This window comes from Streptomyces cacaoi (genome assembly GCF_006539165.1).
GTDB lineage: Bacteria > Actinomycetota > Actinomycetes > Streptomycetales > Streptomycetaceae > Streptomyces > Streptomyces cacaoi.
This window is the reverse complement of the sequence record NZ_BJMM01000003.1, coordinates 258,477-280,126: the sequence shown is the minus strand read 5'-3', so window position 1 is coordinate 280,126 and position 21,650 is coordinate 258,477. Positions and strand designations below refer to the sequence as shown.

10 protein-coding genes are annotated in these 21,650 nt (G+C 75.3%); 4 read left to right on the top strand and 6 right to left on the bottom strand.

What is annotated here, in order from left to right:
• The first annotated feature begins 56 nt into the window (after nt 1-56).
• A complete protein-coding gene (locus SCA03_RS04525; RefSeq protein ID WP_141275210.1) occupies nt 57-344 on the top strand; it encodes a hypothetical protein in 288 nt (95 codons plus the stop codon).
• A gap of 114 nt (nt 345-458) precedes the next feature.
• Here SCA03_RS04525 and SCA03_RS04520 read toward each other — a convergent pair whose 3' ends face one another.
• The 3 genes from SCA03_RS04520 to SCA03_RS04510 all read right to left on the bottom strand — a co-directional run bounded on the left by SCA03_RS04520 (nt 459) and on the right by SCA03_RS04510 (nt 2,655).
• A complete protein-coding gene (locus tag SCA03_RS04520) occupies nt 459-1,091 on the bottom strand; it encodes a DUF6461 domain-containing protein (protein WP_141275209.1) in 633 nt (210 codons plus the stop codon).
• Between the two features lie 113 nt (nt 1,092-1,204).
• Nucleotides 1,205-1,801 carry an NADPH-dependent F420 reductase gene (locus SCA03_RS04515; protein ID WP_030884965.1) on the bottom strand — a complete coding sequence of 199 codons (597 nt, stop codon included), beginning with the start codon at nt 1,799-1,801 and terminating at the stop codon, nt 1,205-1,207.
• 35 nt (nt 1,802-1,836) lie between these two features.
• Complete coding sequence (locus SCA03_RS04510; protein WP_030878528.1) at nt 1,837-2,655, bottom strand: inositol monophosphatase family protein; 819 nt, start codon at nt 2,653-2,655, stop codon at nt 1,837-1,839.
• Nucleotides 2,656-2,844: 189 nt separating this feature from the next.
• On the opposite strand from SCA03_RS04510, the gene SCA03_RS04505 reads away from it, so the two are divergent.
• Complete coding sequence (locus SCA03_RS04505; protein WP_086815189.1) at nt 2,845-3,786, top strand: LysR family transcriptional regulator; 942 nt, start codon at nt 2,845-2,847, stop codon at nt 3,784-3,786.
• A gap of 170 nt (nt 3,787-3,956) precedes the next feature.
• Here the strand turns inward: SCA03_RS04505 and SCA03_RS04500 are convergent, their stop codons facing one another.
• Complete coding sequence (locus SCA03_RS04500) at nt 3,957-5,078, bottom strand: diaminopropionate ammonia-lyase (protein ID WP_086815188.1); 1,122 nt, start codon at nt 5,076-5,078, stop codon at nt 3,957-3,959.
• A gap of 416 nt (nt 5,079-5,494) precedes the next feature.
• Between SCA03_RS04500 and SCA03_RS04495 the strand changes: the two genes are divergently transcribed.
• Both SCA03_RS04495 and SCA03_RS04490 read left to right on the top strand, forming a co-directional pair.
• Nucleotides 5,495-6,796: a sensor histidine kinase gene (locus tag SCA03_RS04495; RefSeq protein WP_212766777.1), complete on the top strand. Its 1,302-nt coding sequence runs from the start codon at nt 5,495-5,497 to the stop codon at nt 6,794-6,796.
• Entirely contained in the window at nt 6,766-7,446 is a 681-nt protein-coding gene (locus tag SCA03_RS04490; protein WP_030878539.1) for a response regulator transcription factor, read from the top strand. The genes SCA03_RS04495 and SCA03_RS04490 overlap by 31 nt, the downstream gene beginning before the upstream one ends.
• Nucleotides 7,447-7,476: 30 nt before the next feature.
• Here SCA03_RS04490 and SCA03_RS04485 read toward each other — a convergent pair whose 3' ends face one another.
• Nucleotides 7,477-8,868, bottom strand: coding sequence for an MFS transporter (locus SCA03_RS04485; protein ID WP_086815187.1), 1,392 nt, complete (start codon nt 8,866-8,868; stop codon nt 7,477-7,479).
• Complete coding sequence (locus SCA03_RS04480; protein ID WP_141275208.1) at nt 8,868-21,575, bottom strand: non-ribosomal peptide synthetase; 12,708 nt, start codon at nt 21,573-21,575, stop codon at nt 8,868-8,870. Before SCA03_RS04480 ends, SCA03_RS04485 begins: the two co-directional genes overlap by 1 nt.
• Nucleotides 21,576-21,650: the final 75 nt, after the last annotated feature.

The following is a 21,650-nucleotide window of genomic DNA, read 5'->3' as shown; positions in this document are numbered from 1 at the left end:
GCCCGGCTCCCGCGTCCTCCCTCACGAGCGTCGCCGCATACGAGGGAGAGTGGGTCGTGACCGACGAGGACGTGGAGCAGACCGCTGGGCCGGAGAGCACGCCCGAGCAGGGCCGGCCGGCGCACCTGGTGGCCTGGGGCGCCGTCGCCTTGATCATCCTCGGGGCGTTCCTGGGGGCGTGGGCCTACTTGCGCTGGGAGGACACGCTGGACATTCCCCTGCTGACCCCTCTGGTCGCCAAGATCGGCGCTGTCGCACTGGTCTTCACCGGCGGTGCCCTGCTGAGCTCCGTCGGCGCGCGGACCACGGGCGTGGAGGACTCGAACGGGGCGAAGGAGTACTGAGGAGGACTGGGGGGGAGGTCCGAGGAGCAGCGACGCGGCGCGGGCGGGCCGGGTGCGGGGCCGTACCGCCCCGGCGAGCCCGGCCTGGGCAGCACGGGCACCGGCCGTCCACGGTCACCGACGGGCCGTCGACTCGCCTACTGTGCGGGGGTTTCGGGCCAGGGCGGGGCGGGAGGGGCCGCCGGTCCAGGGGCCCTCCAGGTCGGCCGCGGTGAGGGTGACTCCGGTCAGGACGCGGACGGCGAGGACGAGACGGCCGTCCGGCTCCTCGGTGCCGGCCTCGCCCGTGGGCTCGCAGTCGTCCGAGGCGTCGAAGCCGACGGCGGTGAGGGAGGCGACGACGGGGTGGGCGGTGTCCACGCTGCCGGAAGGGCCGCCGAAGTAGCCGCCGGACAGTTCGAGCCGGCCCAGTACGGCGCCGTCGTGGGCGAGGGTGGCCGTCCTGGTGTCGGGGTCGCGGTAGGCGCTGAGCGCGGTGCCGCCATCGGCGGTGAGGGCGCGCAGGACGTCGTCGTCGGAGCCGATCCAGCTGTCGCCTTCGAGGGCGAGGGTCCAGCCGCCGGGCACGTCGCGGCCGAGGACGAACCCGCCCCCGCCCCGGGGCTGTTGGAGGGCGTCCGCGGTCCGGCCCGGGCTCCCGGTGCGGGGGGCGGGGTCGGTGACTCCCATGAGGCGGAGGGTCTCGGTGAGCGGGTGGGGGGCGAGGGTGAGGCACCAGCCCTCGCCGAACATCTCGTCCAGGTCCACGGTGTGGTGCTCGCCTCCTCGAACTCCGTCTTCCGCACGTCGCGTTGTGGGTGCGGGTGCGATCCGGCCTCGCCGTGCGGGGCGGACGTCGTCGAGGCCGGACCGTGTGCGGTTCAGCGGGCGATCGAGATCGCGAAGGGGACGAATCCGCTGGACCGGATCACGTGGGGCACGAACAGTATCGCGGCCTCCGTGGCGCGGGCCGTCTCGATCCCGCCGAGATCGGTGATCCACTCCTGCCGCCAGCCCAGGTCGACGAGCAGGTCGCGGACGGTCTGCTTGGCCTGCGGGTCGTCGCCGGAGAGGAAGGCGTCGGGCGCAGTGGTGAGCGAGGCCGGCGCGGTCATCACCGGGAACAGCATGGTGTTGAGCGTCTTGACGACGTACGTCGCGGGCAGCGCTTCCTGGAGCTGCTCGGCGAGGCTCGAACCGGGGTGGATCAGCTCGGCGGGCAGCCCGTCCGGCCCGTCGACGGTGGCGTTGGAGACGTCGACGAGGATCTTGTCGCGCAGTTCCTCGCGCAGGGCGGCGAGCCGGTCCAGCGAGCCGTCCCCCGGGGTGGCGTTGATGACGATCCGGGCCGTCCGGGCGGCGTCGGCCGCGGCGCCCGGCTCGCGGCCCGCCACGGTCACCTCGTGTCCTGCCTCGCGGAGGGCTGCGGCCAGGCTGCCGCCGACGCGGCCGTTTCCGAGAACTGCGATCGCGGTCATGGTGAGTGGGTCCTTCCGTTGAGGGGGGTGGGCGGTCAGCGTGTGAGCGTGGCGACGGCCTGGGCGTGGACGCCGGGCGCCGCCGCCAGGAAGCTCGCGCTGTGCGGGGTCCAGGGGCGGCCCTCGGCGTCGGAGAGCCGTCCGCCGGCCTCGGTGACGAGCAGCGCCCCGGGCAGCAGATCGGCGCGGGCGCCGGCGAACTGCCAGAAGGCGTCGATCCGGCCGGCGGCCACGGCCAGCAGATGCAGGGTGGCGGGCACGGCGGCGCGGACGACGAGCGCGTCGAGCATCATGGCGGTGATCGAGGAGCCGATGCGCCGTACGACCTGCTCGTCCTCGTCCGGCCGGGCCTGGCTGGTGGCCACGATGCCGAGGCCGAGGTCCGCGGTCGGGGAGACGTGCAGTGGCCGGCCGTCGAGAAAGGCGCCGGCGCCGGTGAGCGCGGTGTACGTCTCGCCGGTCGACGGCAGGTGGACCGCGGTGAGCACCGGCTGGTTGTCGCGCACCAGGGTGGCGGTCACCGCCCAGTCCGGCAGCGCGTGCAGATGGTTGATGTTGCCCTCGGCCGGGTCCACGACCCACCAGGCGCCGGGCGGCAGCGCCCCGCCGTCCAGCTCGTCCTCGACCCAGCCGGCGTCCGGGCACAGGTCTGTGAGGCGCGGGCGCAGGATGTCGAGGGCCGTGGCGTCGTTGGCGGCGAGCGCGCGGGTCAGCTCTTCGCGGCTCCGGTGGTGGACCACCTCGCCGAAGCGCTCGCGCAGCGCCGAACCGGCCGCGCGGACGGCTTCCGCGGTCGGGCCGAGCAGTGCGCTGTCGGACGCGGCGGCATCGGGGGTCCGAAGGGTTGCAGACATGGTGGTGCTCCGTGTGACGAGGGGGATGCCCAGGGGGTGCCCCGGGTTGGCCAGGGGTGCCCAGGGGCGCCCAGGGGTGATGAGGCCGGTCGGCGCTGCGGTGCGTTCCGTTCCGCGCTCTCTGCCTGCACGGTATACAGCCCGTGAGCTGACTCCAAGTGCATGTCAAGCACGGCTAGGATTACTCAGATGCAATTGGATCTGAATCTGCTCGCCGTGCTCGATGCACTGCTGGAGGAGGGAAGCGTGGCCGGGGCGGCCGAGCGTCTGCACGTCACCGCTCCCGCGATGAGCCGGAGCCTGGGCCGGCTCCGCCGCACGACCGGGGACCAGATCCTGGTGCGCACCGGCCGCACGATGACCCCGACGCCGTACGCGCTCGCCGTCCGGGAGCAGGTGCACGCGCTGCTGCACCAGGTCCAGGAGGTGCTGGCACCGAGCGGCGCGCTCGATCTGGCCACGCTGGAGCGCACGTTCACGCTCCGCTGGCACGACTCCCTGGTCGCCATGAGCGGTCCCGCGCTGCTCGCGGCCGTGCGCGCGCAGGCGCCGGGCGTGCGTGTGCGCTTCGTCGCGGAATCGAGCCTCGACTCCCCCGGGCTGCGGCGCGGCGAGGTCGATCTGGAGGCGAACGCCGATCCCCCGAGCGCGCCGGACATCCGTACCGAGAGCGTGGTCGAGACCCGCCTCGTGGTCGTCGCGCGGCAGGGGCACCCGCTCGCCGACGCCGAGCCCCTCACCGTGGAGCGGTACGCCGCCGCCGAGCACGTCACCGTCTCGCGCCGCGGCAACCTGGGCAACGCCCTCGACGACGCGCTCGCTCGGCGCGGCCTCACCCGCCGCGTGGTGGCGTCCGCGCCGACGGAGGCGGCAGCGCTGGAGTTCGTGCGCGGCTCCGACCTGCTGACGTGCGTCCCGGAAGCCACGACGCGAACCGCGGTCGCCGACCTCGGTCTGGTCGCGCTCCCGCTGCCGCTCGAACTGCCGTCGGCCCCCGTCCATCTGTCCTGGCACCAGCGCTACGACTCCGACCCGGCCCACGCCTGGCTGCGTGAGCTGGCACGGACCGCGCTCACCCGGGGCGGCGCCCACCACGAGGACGCCGACCACGTCACCACCCGTATCCGGTAGTCGAGTTCGCCTCGTAGCGGGTGTCTCCTCGCACTGCGCCCCGCGGTCCCGAGGCGTTTCCCTCGGTGACCGTCAGGAGCCTTCCGCTGCGGTGGTCCCGTGCGCGCACGCCGGGTGCGCACGCCCTCGATCACGAGGTCCAGCAGCCGGTCCGCCCGGGGGGCCGTCGCTCAACCGCTCGTGGTGGCGTGCGGGTTGGCGGCCGTGCCCTCGGTGCTCAGCAGGACGACCGTCGAGGCCGGGCCCAGGTCCAGTGCGGCGCGCCGGTCCGCGGCGCCCTCGCCGGTGAGCGCGGCCCGGAGCCCGGCGAGCGGGGCCGCCCCGCACGGGCCCGAGGAGACCCCGAGGGCCGCGAGGTCGGCGGCGGCGTCGGCGCCGGCGGCGTCGGACACGGCGACCGCGGCGTCCAGCCCCCCGCTGAGGTCGGGCCAGGCGATGCTGGACGGGGTGCCGCAGTTGAGGCCGGCCATCGTGGTCGCGCCCGTGGCGACGCCGACGGGCTCCCCGCGGACGAGGCTCGCCAGGACGCAGGCGGCGCTCTCGGGCTCCACCGACAGCAGCGCCGGAGCAGCACGCGCGGTGCGGCTGCGGTAGTGGGTGACGACGGCCTGGGCCAGCGAGCCCACACCGACGGGCACCACGACGAGGCCGGGCCCCTCGCCCGCTCCCGCCGCCGCCAGCTGCTCGTCGATCTCGGCGCACAGGGTGGTGTAGCCCTCGACGATCCACCGCGGGATCTGCTCGTAGCCCGGCCAGGCGGTGTCCTGGACGAGGAGCGCGTCCGGGGCCGCGGCGGCCTCGGACGCCAGCCGCACGGCGGCGTCGTAGTCCCCGGCGACCTCCGTCACCTCCGCCTGCTCGGCGGCGATGGCGGCCACGGCCCCGGGATGGACGCCCCGCGGGACGAAGACCCGGGCGGGCCGGCCGAGCAGCCGGGCGGTGCGGGCCAGCGCACGGCCGTGGTTGCCGTCGGTGGCGGTCACCAGGGTCACCGGCTCCTGCGCGCTCCCGCTGCGCGCACGCTCGGCCAGGGCCCGGTGGACCGCCCAGGACGCGCCGAGCGCCTTGAACGCCGGCAGCCCCAGGCGGTGCGACTCGTCCTTGACGAAGACCCGGCCGACCCCCAGCTCCGCGGCCAGGGGCGGGAGTTCCCTCAGCGCGGTGGGCGCGTAGTCGGGCAGCGTGCGGTGGAAGTCCCGTACCTCGGCGGGCACGGGCGCACAGCGCCAGGCGCGGGCGCCGGAGCGGGAGAACCACGGCAGCGTACGGGGAGAGGAAGCGTTGTCGGACACCCGGCCAGGATCCGATGCGCTGCCCGGGTCGGTCCAGCGGGGTGTCCAGGGGGTGGGTCGTGACGGCGTCTGCCGTGCGTCCACGTCGCGAGCGGTCGCCTTCCTCCCCTCCGCTGTCCGGGCTCCGACCGTCTCCGGTCCGGCGGTTCCGCCGTCTGCCGGGACGGCGGTGATGCGGACGGGAGTTGGCCGGTTTCCGGCGGATCGTGGGGCGGGTCCGTGGGGCGACCGTCCCGTTGTCGATACGCTCTCCGGCACGACGGCGGTGCTGTGCCGAGCAACCGGGGGACGGTGGTCAGAGTGCTGTGGGCCGGGAGGTCACGTCCGGCGGGCCCCGGACCGGTGCCGGGGTGCGGCGCCGGGGCCTTCGCCGACGGCCGGAGCCCGTGCGCGCGCGCCGTCCGTGGGGTGGAGCGGTGAGCACCGCACCGGTCAGACGTCTGGTGGCCCAACCGCCGCTGCGGTACCTGAGTTCGGCAGAGCCGTGGTGGGCGCTCGCCTACGTCGCCACCGGCGCCGGGCTGGGTGCCGTCTCACTGCTGGTGCTCGGGGTGCTGATCGGGCTGGGGCTGCTGCTGTCGGTGATCGGCGTCGGGGTGCTGATGCCGGTCGGGGCCGTCCTGCTCAGCATTCCCCTGGCCGAGATCGAGCGGCGCAGACTGCGGATGCTGGAGGAGCCGGGGGCGCCCGCCGCCGAGGCGATGCACGCGCCCGTGGAGCAGCCGGGGCTGCGGCCCTGGCTGGCGGTCCGGCTCCGCGAGCAGGTCACCTGGCGGGAGTTCGCGTACGCGGTGGTCTTCGCCACCGTGTTCCTCGTGGTGAACCTGGCGCTGCTCGTCCCGACGGTGCTGCTGGGCGCGATGCTGGCCGTGCCGCCCTGGGTCGCGTACCGCACGGGGCAGCCCGAGGCACTGATCCTCACCGCGATCAGCCTGCCGGCGGTGCCCGTCGCCCTCTACGGCTACGGCGCCGTGGCGGCCCTCCAGGCGCGGTTGGCCCGGCTGTTGCTGTATCCGCCCGACGACGGGGGGCCCGAGCGGGACGCGCAGGTGGTCGAACTGACCCGGTCCAGGGCCCGGTTGGCGGACGCCTTCGAGACGGAGCGGCACCTCATCCAGCGGGATCTGCACGACGGCGCCCAGCAGCGCCTGGTGGCCCTGGTGATGACGCTGGGCCTGGCGGAGCTGGAGCTCGACGGGGCCGAGCGGGGCGGGGGCGAGGAGGCGGTACGGCAGGGTGCCGAGCTGGTGAAGCGGGCGCGGGGCGAGGCCAAGGAGGCGCTGACCGAACTGCGTGACCTGGTGCACGGCATCCATCCGCAGGTCCTCACCGACCGCGGACTGGCCGCCGCCGTGTCCGAGGTGGCGGTGCGCTGTCCCGTCCCCGTACGGGTCGAACTGGAGGTGGCCGAGCGGCTGCCGCGCCAGGTGGAGGCCACCGCGTACTTCGTGGTCAGCGAGGCGCTGACCAATGTCGCCAAGCACAGCGGCGCGAGCAGCGCCGTCGTCAGCGGCGGGTGGTCGGCGGGGAAGCTGACGGTCACGGTGCACGACGACGGTGTGGGGGGCGCGGCCCTGCGGGTCGGCAGCGGCCTCCAGGGACTCGCCGACCGGGCGGCCGTGGTCGGTGGGAGACTCGTGCTGTCCAGCCCGCCGGGCGGCCCCACCGCCCTCAATCTGGAGGTTCCGTGTCCGCCCAGCAGCTCCGCATCGTCCTAGCAGAAGACTCCGCCCTGGTGCGCGCCGGTATCGAGGAGCTGCTGGCCAAGTTCGGGCACCGGGTGGTGCGTTCGGTCGCCGACGCCGAGACGCTCATCACGGCCGCCGAGGAGTGCGGGCCCGATCTGGTCATCACCGACGTCCAGATGCCGCCCGGCCACGGTGACGACGGACTGCGTGCGGCGCTGCGGCTGCGCCAGGACCATCCGGGGCTGCCCGTCCTCGTCCTGTCCCAGTACGTCGCCAAGACCTACGCCAAGGAGCTGCTCTCGCTGGACGGTTCCGGTCCCGGCGCCTCCCGGGGCGGCCTCGGATATCTGCTCAAGGACCGTATCGGCGAACTGAGCGAGTTCGTGTCGGCGGTCAGCTCGGTCGCCGCCGGCGGCATCATCATCGACCCGCTGGTGGTCCGGCACCTGCTGACCGAGCGCGACCGCAACCACCACACGAAGGTGCTCTCCGCCCGGGAGTCCGAGGTGCTGGGCCTGATGGCGGCCGGCCACTCCAACGCGATGATCTGCGAGGAACTGCACCTGAGCGAGGGCGCGGTGGCCAAGCACTGCGGCAACATCTTCACCAAGCTGGGCCTCTCGCCGGACGACGGGAACCGCCGGGTGCTGGCGGTCCTCGCCTATCTGCGCGACACCTAGGCCGGCCGCGCTCCTCGCACCGCCCGCGGTTCACGGCGCACGGCGGGAGCTCTCGGGGGCGCGGGCCACGCCGTCGCCGGTCGCCCCGGGCACGTGCTCGCTCACCGTCCCCTCCCCCGGGCCGCCGTCCGGGCCGTCCGGTCCGTCGGCGTGGCCGTCCTCCCGCTTCGGCTCCGTGCCACCACCGGGCGGGGAGAAGCCGCGCAGTGTCGGGCTGAGGGTGGCGATCACGGCCGTCACCGCGGTGCCCACCGCTGCCGCGACGATCGCCCAGCGGGCGCCCATCCACTCCATCGCCAGGCCGCCGGCCATCGGGCCGAGCGCCGCCGAGACGCCCGACACCAAGCCGATGATCCCGCTCAGCCTGCCCCGCAACCGGTCGGGCGTCGCCAGCAGTTGGTAGGTGCTGACGGCCGTGTTCGCGGTCGGCGCGAAGAAGGCCATGCCCGTGAGGAAGAGGCCCAGCACGGGTCCGCTGCTCGCGGTCAGCGAGAGCGGCGCGAGCACCGCCATCGCCCAGAAGACCACCAGCACCGAGAGGCGCCGGCCGAACCACCCGTGGAGCCGGGGCGCCGCGAGGGCGCCGAGGATGCCGCCGACGCCGAACATGGCGGCCATCATGCCGATCTGGCCGGACGGCACCCCGTCCTGCTGGGCCGCCATGATGAGGACGAGGTAGACGATCTGGAAGAGGAAGTTCAGCGCCACGGCGCAGAGCGCCGTCACCCGGATCAGCCGGTGGCTCCAGACCCAGCGCAGCCCCTCCGCCGTCTCCCGCCAGAAGCCCCGCTCGAAGGCTCCGCCCCGGTCCCGTGCGGGCCGGGGCAGCCGTACGAAGAGCAGGAGGACGAAGGAGAAGGCGTGCGCCACGGCGTTGGCGGCGAAGGGCAGCACGTGTTTGATGCCGAAGAGCACGCCGCTGACGCCCGTGCCGAGCAGCTGCCCGATGTTGCTGCGGGCGTGGTTCATCGAGACGGCGGTGGCCAGCTGCCCCTCGGGGACCACATGGGGCAGCGACGCCTCCTCCGCCGGGTCGTAGAGCGCCGCGCACAGCCCGAGGACGGCGGCGGTGGCGACCATGTGCCACACCTCGACCGTGTCCCGCCAGACCGTCCAGACGAGCATCATCAGCACGGCGCCCCGGGCCACTTCGCAGCCCAGCATGACCGCCCTGCGGTTCCACCGGTCGAGCAGCGTCCCGGCGGGGACGCCCGCGACGAGCTGCGCCGCCGCGTTGACGCCGGTGACGAGCCCCGCCTGGGCGGGCGAGCCGGTCACGGCCAGCACCAGCAGCGGGAACGCCATGAGCGAGGCGTTGAACCCGGCCTCGGTGCACGTCCGGCTCATCCACAGCAGGTTGTAGTCGCGGTTGCGCCACAGCGGCCGGGTGCGCGGCCCGGCGGGCGGCTGCCGGGTGGCCATCACTCGGCCTTCCCTGCGGCGGCACCGGGCAGTTCGGCGCAGTGCCGGGCGAGGTCGCGCAGCAGCTCCTCGAAGCTCAGGGCGACCGCGTCGACGGTCCCCGGGCGGAAGGCGGCCGTGGAGTGGTACCAGGTGAAGCCGAGCCGGCCGTCCACGGCACTGCCCACCACCTCCAGGAGATGGGTCGGGCGCTCCTGCGGGCTCGCGTCCTCACCGAGCGCCCCGTGCTCCGCCCGGATCAGCCGGCCACCGGCGGGCCCCGCCGCTCCGGCCGCCGCGGTCCCGGCGGCCTCGCTCTCGTACCGGCCGAGGTAGTTGAAGACGATCCCGGGCTCGGGGAGGGAGCGCAGCAGGGCACCAGGGGAGCCGTCCGGCGCGAGGTGCCGCAGCACGCCGTACCCCAGTCCGTTGTCCCGTACGGCACGCAGATCGCGGCGGACGGACCTCATCAGCCGTGGCCAGTCGGGGCGCGGGCCGTCCCCTCCGGAGGCGGCGGGGGACGCGTCCGGTGGCACGGCGAGCGCCACGGGGTGGACGGTGGTGAACCAGCCGACCGTGCGGGAGAGATCGACGCCGTCGAAGATCTCCTCGCGGCCGTGGCTCTCCACCTCCAGCACGACCCGCTGCCGCCCCGTCCATCTGCCCACAGCCAGCGCCAGCACGCCCAGCAGCACGTCGGCGGCCCGGGCACGGAAGAGCGTGGGCGCCGTACGCAGGAGCAGCGCGCTCTCCGCACGGCCGAGGCGGACCTCGGTGGTGGCGGTGGGTGCCGGGGGCGCGGCGGCCGTGGGCCGGGGACCCGGTCCGTCCGTGGGCAGCGGCTCGACGGCGCGCAGGACGTCCGCCCAGTGCGGCAGTTCGTGGTCGGCGCCGCCGTCGGCGGCGTGCCGGTGCAGCAGTTCGGCCCACTCCTGGAAGGAGGTGGTACGCGCCGCGGGGACGATCTCCTCGCCCGCCCGTGCACGGTGGTAGCCGCGTTCCAGGTCATCCAGGAGGATGCGCCAGGAGACCGTGTCGACCACCAGATGGTGGACGGTGAGGAACAGGCGCTCCGGCTCGTCGTCCGCGGTGAACAGGACGGCCTTCAGCAGGGGGCCCTCGGCCAGGTCGAAGCCGCGCTGGGCCGCGACGGCCCGCTCTTCGACCGCCGCCGGCCGGGCCTCGGCGGCCAGCGGCGACAGATCGCAGTGGGCCAGGAGCGCCTCGGCGGACTCGGGGGCGTCGGCGGCGACGAACTGCCGGTGCCCGCCGCCGGGTTCGGGGACGAACCGGGTGCGCAGGGCGTCGTGGTGCGCCACCAGGGCCAGCAGCGTACGGCCCAGTGCGTCGCGGTCGACGGGCCCGGCGAGTTCCAGCAGGGTCGACTGGTTGAAGTGCGCGTGGTGCTCCCGGGTGGCGAAGAACCAGCGCTGGGACGGGGTGAGCAGGACGTCTCCGCTGACCGGGCCGCGCGCCGCGGAAGCCGCCGCACCGTCCTCGTCGGCCACGGCGACACGGGCCAGTTCGGCGACGGTCTGGTGCAGGAAGAGGTCCTCGGCGGTCATCCGCAGCCCCGCTTCCCGCGCCCTGGCCAGCACCTGGATGCTGAGGATGGAGTCGCCGCCGATGTCGAAGAAGCGGTCGGTGATGCCGACCCGCTCCAGGCCGAGCACCTCGGCCCAGATCCCGGCGAGCAGATGCTCAAGCGGCGTCCGGGGCGCGACATGACCGGTTCCGGGGCCCGCGACGGGGGCCGCCGCCGGCAGCGACCGGCGGTCCACCTTGCCGTTGGGGCCGAGCGGCAGCTCGTCCAGGACCGCATAGGCGGTCGGCACCATGTGCGCCGGGAGGGCTGCGGCGAGGAAGTCCCGGAGCGCCGCGGCGTCCGGCCGCCCGGCCCCCGGAGCGCCGGAGGGGGTCGCGTACGCCGCGAGGCGCTTGTCTCCGGAGGGGCCGGGGACGCCGACCACGGCTGCCTCGCCCACGTCCGGGTGGCCGCGCAGGGCCGCCTCGACCTCGCCCGTCTCGATCCGGAAGCCGCGGATCTTGACCTGGTCGTCCTGCCGTCCGGCGAAGTCGAGCGCCCCGTCGGCCTGGCGGCGGACGAGGTCGCCCGTGCGGTACATCCGCTCCCCCGGCACGCCGAACGGGCAGGCGACGAACCGCTCCCCGGTGAGCGCCGGATTGCGCAGATATCCCCGGCCCAGTCCCGGTCCGGCGATGTACAGCTCCCCGTAGCAGCCGTGCGGGACCGGCCGCAGCCGGCGGTCGAGCACATGGAGCCGCACGCCGGCCAGTGGCTCGCCGAGCGGCACGCTGGGGTTGTGTCCCGCGTAGCCGCCGGAGTGCACGGTGGCGACGAGGGTGGTCTCGCTGGGGCCGTAGATGTTGCGGAAGCGGCGGCCTTCGGCGGACCAGTCGCCGGCCAGCGCTGCGGGGCAGGCGTCGCCCGCCGCGCCGACGGTCCGCACCGTCGGCAGCTCGGCCGGGTCCAGCGCGGACAGCAGCGCCGGCGGCGTCATCAGCACGGTCGCCGCGAGCCGGCGGGCCTCGGCCGCCAGGTCCCCGCCGCCCTCGGACCGGCTGAAGACGAGGGTGGCGCCGGACATCAGGGTGCAGAAGATGTCGGAGACTCCGCCGTCGAAGCTGAGCGAGAGGTGCTGGAGCAGGCGGTCGCCGGGCCCGATGCCGAACCGTTCGGCGAAGTCGGCGACGGCGTGGCACAGCGAGCGGTGCGAGATCATGACGCCCTTCGGCCGTCCCGTCGAGCCCGAGGTGTAGACGACGTAGGCGAGGTGGTCGGGTGCCGTGGTGCGGGGCGGTTCGGTGGCGGGGTGCCGGTCGATCCGCTCCTGGTCGCGGTCGAGCAGCACGGTCCGGGCGGGGACTGCGGTGAGCCGCTCGCGCAGCCGCTCCCAGGTGAGCAGCACGGGCGTGCCGGTCTCCTCGGCCATGGCGGCGAGCCGCTCGGCCGGGTAGTCGGGGTCGAGCGGGACGTAGGCGCCACCCGCCCGGACCGTGGCCAGCGCCGCCACCACGGCCTCGGCGCTGCGCGGGAGGCAGACGCCCACCAGGACGTCCGGGCCGACGCCCAGGCCGCGCAAATGGTGCGCGAGCCGGTTGGCGCGGGCGTCCAACTCGCCGTAGTCGAGCGTGAGTTCGCCGTCGACGACGGCGGGGGCTCCGGGGTCCCGGCGGACCTGCGCGGCGAACCGTGCGTCGGCCACGAGGTGTTCGGGCGGCGCCGCCGGTGCGCCGCTGCCCTCGCGCAGCAGCGCCTCCTGTTCGTCCGCGGGGAGGAGCCGCGCCGTGTGCAGCGGGCGGTGCGGCGCCGCGGTCAGCGACTCCAGCAGGGTGCGCAGGTGCCGGGCCATCCGGTGCACCGTCGCGGCGTCGAAGAGGTCGGTGTTGTACTGGATGCCGCCGCTCAGCGCACCGTCCACCTGCTCGAACTGCACGGTCAGATCGAAGGCCGCCGTGCCGGAGGGCAGCGCGAACTCCTCGATGCGCAGGCCGTCCAGCTCCGCCCGCTGCTGCGGGGTGTTCTGGAGGACGACCATCGCCTGGAAGAGCGGCGATCTGCTCGGGTCACGGTCGGGCGCGAGCTCGTCCACCAGCTGCTCGAAGGGCGCCTCCTGGTGCGCGAGGCCCTCGGCCACCGTCCGCCGTACCTGGGCGAGCAGCGCGTCGAAGCTGTCCCCCTCGTCGATGTGCGAGCGGACGACGAGGGTGTTGACGAAGAAGCCGACCATGTCCTCCAGTTCGGCGCGGTCGCGGCCGGAGGAGACGGTGCCGACGGCGATGTCCCGCTGCCCGCTGTAGCGGGCGAGGAGCAGCTGGCAGGCGGCGATCAGCACGGTGAAGAGGGTGGTGCCGCGGTCGGTGGCCAGCCCGGTGATCCGGTCGGTGATCTCCTGGGGCATGTGGAAGCCGAGGGTGGCGCCGTTCCTGGTCTGCACGGGCGGGCGCGGGCGGTCGGTGGGCAGCTCCAGCGGCTCGATCCCGGCGAGCCGGGCACGCCAGTAGGCGAGGTGTTCCTCGCCTGCCGCACCGGCGAGCCGTGCCCGCTGCCAGCAGGCGAAGTCGGTGTACCGCAGGGGCAGCGGCGGCAGCCCGGCCTCGCCGCCGCCGAGCCGGGCCGCGTACAGGGCCCGCAGATCGCGGGCGATCACGGCGCTCGACCAGCCGTCGGTGACGATGTGGTGCACGCAGAGCGCCAGGACGTGGTCGTCCTCGGCCAGGCGTACCAGCGCCGCCCGCAGCAGCAGGCCGCGGCGCAGGTCGAAGGGGGTTCCCGTCTGTTCGGCCAGCAGCTCGTGCAGGGCCTCGTCCCGCCGGGAGCCGGTCAGTGCGCTCAGGTCGGTGAGCGGCAGCGGTACGCCGGCGGGTTCCCGGACGGTCTGCGCCGGCCGGCCGCGCTCCTCCTCGAAGACGGTGCGCAGCGCGGCGTGCCGGCTCACCAGGTCGCCCAGGGCGTGCCGCAGCGCGTCCGGGTCCAGCGGCCCGCGCATCCGCAGGCCCGTGGGTGAGACGTAGTCGGTGCCGCCCGGTGCGAACGCGTCGAGGAACCACAGGCGTTGCTGGGCGAAGGAGAGCGGGAAGCCCCCGGTGCCGGGCACCACGGGGATCGGTTCGGTGGCCGGCTGCCCGCCCGGCTCCGTCAGGGCCGCGGCGAGGGCGGCCACGGTGGGGTGGTCGAACAGCGCGCGGGGCGAGAGGTCGCGGTCGAAGGCGGCGCGGAGCCGGGAGGTGATCCGGATGCTGAGGATCGAGTCGCCGCCGAGTTCGAAGAAGTCGTCGTGGACGCCGACGCTTCCGGTGCCCAGCGTCTCCGCCCAGATGGCGGCGATCCGCTCCTCCGCGGGCGTACGCGGGGCCACCCGGTCCTCGCCGCCGGTTCCGGAGGCCGTCGCCGCGGCCAGGGCCCTGCGGTCCACCTTGCCGCTGGGCGTCAGCGGAAGGGCCGTGGTCACCGCGAACCTGGCCGGGACGAGGTACTCGGGGACCCGGGCGAGCAGGGCGGCACGCAGCTCGCTGCCGGTGCGCTGCCCGGCGCCCTCGGCGAGGACGACATGGCCGGTCAGCAGCGTGCGTCCGGCCTCCCGGCGGACGCTCACCGCCGCCTGCCGCACGGCGGACAGTGCGGCCAGCGCCGCCTCGATCTCGCCGAGTTCGACCCGGAATCCGCGCACCTTGACCTGGTCGTCGGCCCGCCCCAGGAACTCCAGGGCCCCGTCCGGCCGCAGCCTGGCGCGGTCTCCGGTGCGGTACAGGCGTGCGCCGGGGGTGAAGGGGTCGGCGACGAACCGGGCAGCGGTCAGCGCGGGCCGCGCCCAGTAGCCCCGCCCGACGCCTTCACCGCCGATGTACAGCTCGCCCTCGACGCCGGCCGGCACCGGGGAGAGCGTGTCGTCGAGGACGTGGACGCGGGTGTTGGCCAGCGGGCTGCCCACGGGGACGAACGCGGCCCCCGCCAGTGCGCCGGGCGTGGGGGTGAGCACCGTCGCGTCGATGGTCACCTCGGTCGAGCCGTAGGCGTTGACCACCTCGGTCTCCGGTGCGACGTGGTCCAGCAGCCGCCGGCAGTCCTGGGCGCGCCAGCCCTCGGAGCCGACGGAGAGGAGTTTCAGCGGCGGCAGGGCACGGCCGCGCACGGCGGCTTCCGCGACGAGCGCGTCGGCCAGCCCGGGGACCAGCTCCAGCCCGGTGCCGCCCACGCTCTCGATGAGGTCCAGCAGGCGCGGCGGGTCGGTGATCACGTCGTCCGGGCAGATGGTCAGGGAGCCGCCGAAGGGCACGGAGCGCAGCATGTCGGCGAGGAAGAGGTCCACCGAGAGGCTGGTCACCGAGACGAAGTCCAGCCGTTTCGCGGAGAGTCGGTAGCGCCGCTCCCAGGCGTCGAGGATGTAACCGAGCTGCCGGTGCTCGATCATGACGCCCTTGGGGCGGCCGGTGGAGCCCGAGGTGTGGATGACGTACGCGAGGTCGCGCGGGTCGGCCGGCACCGGGTCCGCGGTGGACGGTCCGGTCGCGTGGGCGGTGGTGCCGGGGCGCTCGGCCCGGCCGTCGGCGTCGCCGGGGCCGCCGCCCTCGTCCTCCGCGTCCAGGTCGAGGACGGCGGTGCGGGTCTCCCGGCCGTCCGCGATCCGGGTCCAGGCGTCGAGGTGCCGGGTACGGGTCAGCACGAGCGCGGGCGTGCTGTCGGCGACGATCCGGGCGAGCCGCTCGGCGGGGTGCGCCGGGTCCAACGGCACGTACGCGGCACCGGACTTGAGGATGCCGAGCACGCCGACGGCCATCTCCACGCCCCGCCCGGCCAGCAGCGCGACCAGCGTGCCGGGACGCGCTCCCCGCGCGGCCAGCCGCCGGGCCAGCCGGTCGGTGCGCTCGTCCAGCTCGCGGTGGGTGAGGACGGTGTCGCCGCAGCGCACGGCGGGCGCGTGCGGGGTGCGCCGGGCCTGTTCCGTGAACAGGACGTGCACCGGGCGGTCGGCGGGCCTGCGGTGGACCGGGTCGCTCCCCTGCCGCAGCAGTTCCTCGCGCTCGCCCTCGGGGAGCCACGGCAGCTGCACCGGCGTCCGGTCGGGCCCGTCGGCCACGCCGGTCAGCAGGGTCTCCAGACGCCGGGAGAGCGCCCGCGCGGTGGCCTCGTCGAACAGCTGCGGGTCGTAGGCGATCTCGCAGTGCAGCCGGTCGTCCTGGTGGGCGGTGAGGGCCAGCGGATAGGTGTTGACGTCGAGCGCGTCGACCTTCCCGATCCGCAGCCCGTGCTCGGCGCTGCCGCCGTCCTGGAGCGGGTAGTTCTCGAAGACCACGAGCGTCTCGAACAGCGGGGTGCCGGCGGGCACTTCGCTCAGGGACCGGATGCGGGAGAGCGCCGTGTGCTCGTGGCGCCGGGACTCCAGCTGCTCGGCCTGGAGGCCGCGCAGCCACTCCCCGAGCGGACGCCCCGGCTCGACACCGACCCGCACCGGAACGGTGTTGATGAAGAGGCCGACCATCGCCTCCACGCCGGGCAGTTCGGCGGGCCGGCCGGAGACGGTCGCGCCGAAGACCACGTCGCGGGTGCCGCCGTGGTGGGACAGGAGCAGCGCCCAGGCGCCCTGCACCACGGTGTTGAGGGTGACCCGGCACCGCCGGGCCACGGCCGTCAGCCGTCGGGTCAGCTCCGGCGTCAGGGCGAAGGAGACGGGCACGGAGGAGCGGGTGCGGTGCGCCTGGGACGGCCTGCGGTCGTAGGGCAGCGGGGTCGGCGCGGTGTATCCGGCCAGCCGTCCCCGCCAGTAGGTGTCGGCGGCGTCCGGGTCCTGCTCGGCCAGCCAGGCGAGGTAGTCCCGGAACGGCGGGGCGGTGTGCCGGGGCGGTTCCTCGCCGCGGCGGACGGCGGCGTAGGCGGTGCCCGCGGCGGCGAAGACGGCGGACGCGCTCCAACCGTCCAGCACGAGGTGGCTGAAGCTCCATACGAGCAGCACCGCGTCGTCGGCGGTCCGCACCACGGTGATCCGGCTCATCGGGGCCGTCGACAGGTCGATGCCGCGCGCCCGGTCCCGCTCCAGCAGGTCCGTCACGCGCCGCCCGCGCTCCTCGGCGCCGAGCGCCCGCCAGTCGTACAGCTCGACCGGGAGCCGCGCCGTGCCGTGTACCACCTGCACCGGCTCGTCCAGGCCCTCCCAGACGACGGCGGTGCGCAGCGCCGGGGTGGTGTCCACCACGTGCTGCCACGCTGCGGCGAAGGCCCCGGGGTCGTCGACCCCCTCGACCGGCAGCGCCAGTTGGTTGACGTACGCGTCCGAGTCCGGGTCCATCAGCCGGTGGAAGAGCATGCCCTGCTGCATGGGGGTCAGCCGCGCGATGTCCTCCGGCCAGGTGCCGGGCGGGCCGCTGCCCGCGATCCGGTCGACCTCGTCCTGGGTGAGCCCGGCCAGGGGGTAGTCGGACGGCGTGCGGCGGCCCGCGCCGGGCGTCAGGCAGTGCTCGACGATTTCGGCGAGCGCGGCGACGACCTCGGTGGCGAGCCGCTCCACGGTGGCGTCCTCGTGGACCCGGCCGGAGTAGAACCAGGTGAAGGCGAGGCGTCCGTCCTCCACGACGCCGACGATGTCCAGCAGATGCGGGCGCAGTTCGTCGTCGGCGGGGCGGTCCTCCAGGCCGTTCAGGCGCCCGCGCAGCAGCCCCTCGGAGGCGGCACCGGTCTCGAACCTGCCGTGGTAGTTGAACGAGACCTGCGGCAGCGGCTCACCGGCGAGGGCGCTGCCCGGGGCGTCGGGGCCGCTCAGCCAGCGCAGCGGCCCGTAGCCGAAGCCGTTCCGCGGGACGGCGCGCAACTGTTCCTTCACCGACGGGATCACCGACCGCCAGCCGTCCCGGGTGTCGGGGACGAGGGCGACGGGGTGCGGGGCCGTGAACCAGCCGACGGTGCCCGCGGGATCACAGCCGGGCACCGCGTCCTCGCGGCCGTGGCCCTCGACGGCGAGGACGACGCGGTCGCTGCCGCTCCAGCGGCCGAGGACGGTGCCGACGGCGCTCAGCAGGAGGTCGTTCACGCGTGTGCGGTAGGCGGCGGGCGCCCGGTGCAGCAGTGCCCGGGTGCGCTCCGCGTCCAGCGCGGCGTGCGCGGTGCGCAGCGAATCGGCGGTGTTGGGCCCGTCCCGGTCCACCGGCACGGTGCCGCCGGCGCCCGCGCAGACCCGCGTCCAGTGCCCGACCTCGTGGTCGAACGCGCCCGAGGCGACGTGGTCGCGCAGGGCGCGGGCCCACTGCCCGAACGGGACGGGCGGCTCTCCCAGGTCGGCGGTGCCGCCGCCGGTCACCTGCCGGTAGGCACGCTCCAGTTCGGCCAGCAGCAGCCGCCAGCTGACGCCGTCGACGACCATGTGGTGTGCGGTCAGCAGGAGTTGGCGCCCGTTGCCCGGCCCCTCGTCGAAGAGGACGGCGCCGAAGAGCGGCCCGGTCTCCAGCCGGAAGCCGTCCCGGACCCGGGCCGCCGCGCTCTCCCGCGCTTCCTGCCGCCCGGCCTCCGGGACCCGTGCGAGGTCGACGTGGGTGAGGACCTCGCCGGACGGGTGCTCCACCGGTTCCTGCACCCGCTCGCCGTCCCGCAGGACGAAGCGGGAGCGCAGCGCGGGGTGCCGCTCCAGCAGCGCGTGGACCGCCTCGCGCAGGGCGGCCACGTCGGCGTGCGGGTCCAGCCGGAGGTGGACGGACATGGTGAGGCGGTCGGGCGCCACCCGGTAGGTCTCGTGGAACCAGTGCTGGATGGGCGTCAGCGGCGCGGGGCCGGTGCCGTGCCGCGCCGCCTCGGGGCCGCCGCCGGTTCCGGGCGCGGCAGCGGTGGCGGCGGCGTTGTCGGCAGCGGTGTCGGCGGCAGCGGCGAGCTGCTCGACGGTCTGCCGCAGGAAGACGTCCCGCGAGGTCAGCGCGAGCCCGGCGGCGCGGGCCCTGGTGGCGGTCTGGATGCTCAGGATGGAGTCGCCGCCGAGGTCGAAGAAGTTGTCCTCCACGCCGACGTGTTCGACCCCGAGCAGCTCGCACCAGATGGCGGCCAGCGCCTTCTCGGTGGGCGTCCTGGGCGGGGTGCCGCCCCGCTCGGCCGACGGGTACGCGGGCGCGGGCAGGGCGGCCCGGTCGAGCTTGCCGTTGGCGGTCAGCGGCAGCGCGTCCAGCAGGACGACGGCGGCCGGCACCATGTGGTCGGGCAGGTGCGCGGCGACGTGCTCGCGCAGCGCCCTGGGCTCCGGCGCGGGACCGGGCGCCGGCACCACGTGAGCGACCAGCCGCCGGTGGCCGGCCCGGTCGCGGTGCACGGTCACGGCGGCCTGCGCCACCCCGGGATGACCGTGCAGCGCCGACTCGATCTCGCCCGGCTCGATACGGAAGCCACGGATCTTGACCTGCTGGTCGGAGCGGCCCGCGTACTCCAGGAGGCCGTCGGCGCGCAGCCGCACCAGGTCGCCCGAGCGGTACATGCGGGCGCCCGCGGGGCCGTAGGGGTCGGCGACGAACCGGCCGGCGGTCAGCCCGGTCCTGCCCAGGTAGCCGCAGGCCAGCCCGGGCCCGGCGACGTACAGCTCGCCGGTGACGCCCTCCGGGACGGGCCGCAGTCCGCCGTCCAGCACCCGCACCGAGAGATCCGGCAGGGGGCGGCCGATGACGCTGCGCCCGGCGAACCGGTGTGCCGAGCCGGCGTCCAGCGGGATCCGGGTGACGTGCACGGTGGTCTCGGTGATGCCGTACATGTTGACCAGGGCCGGCCCGTCGGGGTGCCGTGCGTACCAGGGCGCGAGACGGCCGAGGTCCAGCGCCTCCCCGCCGAAGACGACCAGCCGCAGCGCCGACAGGTCGGCGCCGTCCCCTTCGGCGGCGGACGCCTCGTCGGCCTCGGTCAACTGCTGGAAGGCGGACGGCGTCTGGTTGAGCACGGTGACCCGCTCCCGGGCCAGCAGGCGCAGGAGGTCCTGCGGGGACCGGGAGGTGGCGTGGTCGACGACGACCAGCCGCCCGCCGTGCAGCAGCGGGCCCCACAGCTCCCACACGGAGAAGTCGAACGCGTAGGAGTGGAAGAGGGTCCACACGTCGTCGGCGCCGAAGGCGAAGTCCCGCCGCGTCTCGGAGAACAGCCGCACCACGTTCCGGTGCGGGACGACCACGCCCTTGGGCCGGCCCGTCGAGCCGGAGGTGTGGATGACGTACGCGGGGTGTCCGGCGTGCAGCGGTGCCCGGCGCTCGCCGTCGGTCAGATCGGCGGGCGAGAGCCGGGCCACGGCGGCGCGCACCCGCGGCGCGTCCAGTTCCAGGACGGTGAGGTCGCCGGCGGGCAGCGCGGGGTGCGACCCGGCGGCCGTCAGCAGCGCTTCGGGCGCGGCGTCGGCGAGGATGTGGCGGATCCGTTCGGCCGGGTACTCGGGGTCGAGCGGGACGTAGGCGCCGCCCGCCTTGACCACCGCCAGCAGTGCGACCACCAGGTCGGCGCCGCGCGGCAGCGCCACCGCGACCCGGGACTCGGGGCCCACGCCGTGCTCCATGAGCAGCCTGGCCAGCCGGTTGGAGCGCTCGCCCAGTTCCCGGTAGGTGAGCCGGACGGGGCCGTCGCTCAGCGCCGGCGCCTCGGGGGTGCGGGCCGCCCGGCGTTCGAAGAGCACCGGAAGAGTGTCGGCGGCGCACCGGTCCGCCGGGCCGCCCGGAGCGGCGGAGGCGGCGGGCGCGGCGGAGGCGGCGGGCGCGGCGGAGGCGGCGGAGGCGGCGGGGTCCTGGCCGAGGCGGAGCACGCGCGCCTCGTCCTCGGCGTCCAGCAGCGGCAGCCGGGCGACGCGGGTGGCGGGGTCGGCGGCCACGGCGCCGAGGAGCGTCACCAGGTGGCCGGCCATCCGGCGGGCCGTGGCAGCGTCCAGCAGGTCGGTGGCGTACTCGACGGTGCAGCGCAGCGCGGCGTCGCCGAGGTCCTCGAACTCCACGGTCACATCGAAGTTGGCGGCGGCGCGCGGCACGGTGCACCGCTCCACCCGCAGCCCGGGCATCGCGGGCGCCTCGCCCGCGCCGCGCTGGAGCACCAGCAGGGTCTGCACCAGCGGGGTGCGGCCCGGGTCGCGCTCGGGCCGGAGAGCGGAGACGAGCTGGTCGAAGGGGACGTCCTGGTGGTCGAAGGCGTCCAGCACGGTCGCGTCGACGTCGGCGAGGAGGCGGGTGAAGGGCACGTTCTCGTCGACGGTCTGGCGCAGGACAACGGTGTTGACGAAGAACCCCGCCATGCGCTCCAGTTCGGGCCGGTCACGGCCGGAGGCGACGGTGCCCAGCGCGATGTCCCGGCGGCCCGTGTACCGGGCCAGCAGCACCTGGTAGGCGGCGACGAGGACGGTGTAGAGCGTGCAGCCGTGCTCCCGGGCGAGCCCGCGCAGCCCCCGGGTCACCTCGGCGGGCAGGTCGACGGAGCAGGAGGCGCCGGCCCCGGAGCGCACCTGCGGGCGGGGGCGGTCGGTGGGCAGGTCGAGCGGCTCCAGACCGGTGAGCTTCCGTTCCCAGTAGGCCAGGTGGGCCGCGCGCGCCGGGCTGTCCTGCCGGGCGCGCTGCCAGGCGGCGACGTCCGCGTACTGGAGGCGCTGTGCGGGCAGCCGGCTGCGCGCGCCCGTCAGCCTCGCGCGGTACAGCTCCGCCAAGTCGGTCAGGAGCACGCCCATGGACCAGCCGTCGGTGATGATGTGGTGCGCGCAGAGCACCAGCACATGGGAGCCGGCCGGCTCGCGGACGAGGAACGGCCGGAAGGGCGGTGCCTCGCGCAGGTCGAACGGCCTGCTGACCTCGGCCAGCAGCACGGCGTCGAGGCGCTCCGCCACCGGGCCCGGCCCGTCGGGCAGTTCGTGCACCGGGAGGGCGAGCGGCCCGGGCTCCGCCACCCGCTGCACGGGCTCGGCGCCGTCCGCGGTGAAGGTGGTGCGCAGCACCTCGTGGCGGGCGGCCAGGTCGGCGAGCGCTTCCGCGAGCGCCGCGGTGTCCAGCCGCCCGGTCAGGCGCAGCGCCGCCGCGCTGTTGTACTCGGCTCCGTCCTGGCCGAGTTCGCTCAGCATCCACAGGCGGCGCTGCGCGGTGGAGACGGGCAGCGGCGAGCCGTCCCTGGGCACGGTCGGGATCTCGTCGTCGGGCCGGGTGCCACCGCCCGCGAGCCTGAGGCGCAGTTGCTCGCGAAGGTGCGCGGGCAGGGCTGCGACGCGGTCGTTGTGCTGATCCGGGACAGTCACGTGAGCTCTCCGTGGGCTGTGGTACGGAAGGTTCCGGTACGGGCGGGCAGCGGCGGGTGGTGCGGGGCCGGCCGG

Excerpts from the sequence above, each read along its gene's own strand:
- SCA03_RS04515 (WP_030884965.1), bottom strand. The coding sequence starts at position 1,801 with ATGACCGCGATCGCAGTTCTCGGAAACGGCCGCGTCGGCGGCAGCCTG.
- SCA03_RS04510 (WP_030878528.1), bottom strand. The coding sequence starts at position 2,655 with ATGTCTGCAACCCTTCGGACCCCCGATGCCGCCGCGTCCGACAGCGCA.
- SCA03_RS04485 (WP_086815187.1), bottom strand. The coding sequence starts at position 8,868 with ATGGCCACCCGGCAGCCGCCCGCCGGGCCGCGCACCCGGCCGCTGTGG.
- SCA03_RS04505 (WP_086815189.1), top strand. The coding sequence starts at position 2,845 with ATGCAATTGGATCTGAATCTGCTCGCCGTGCTCGATGCACTGCTGGAG.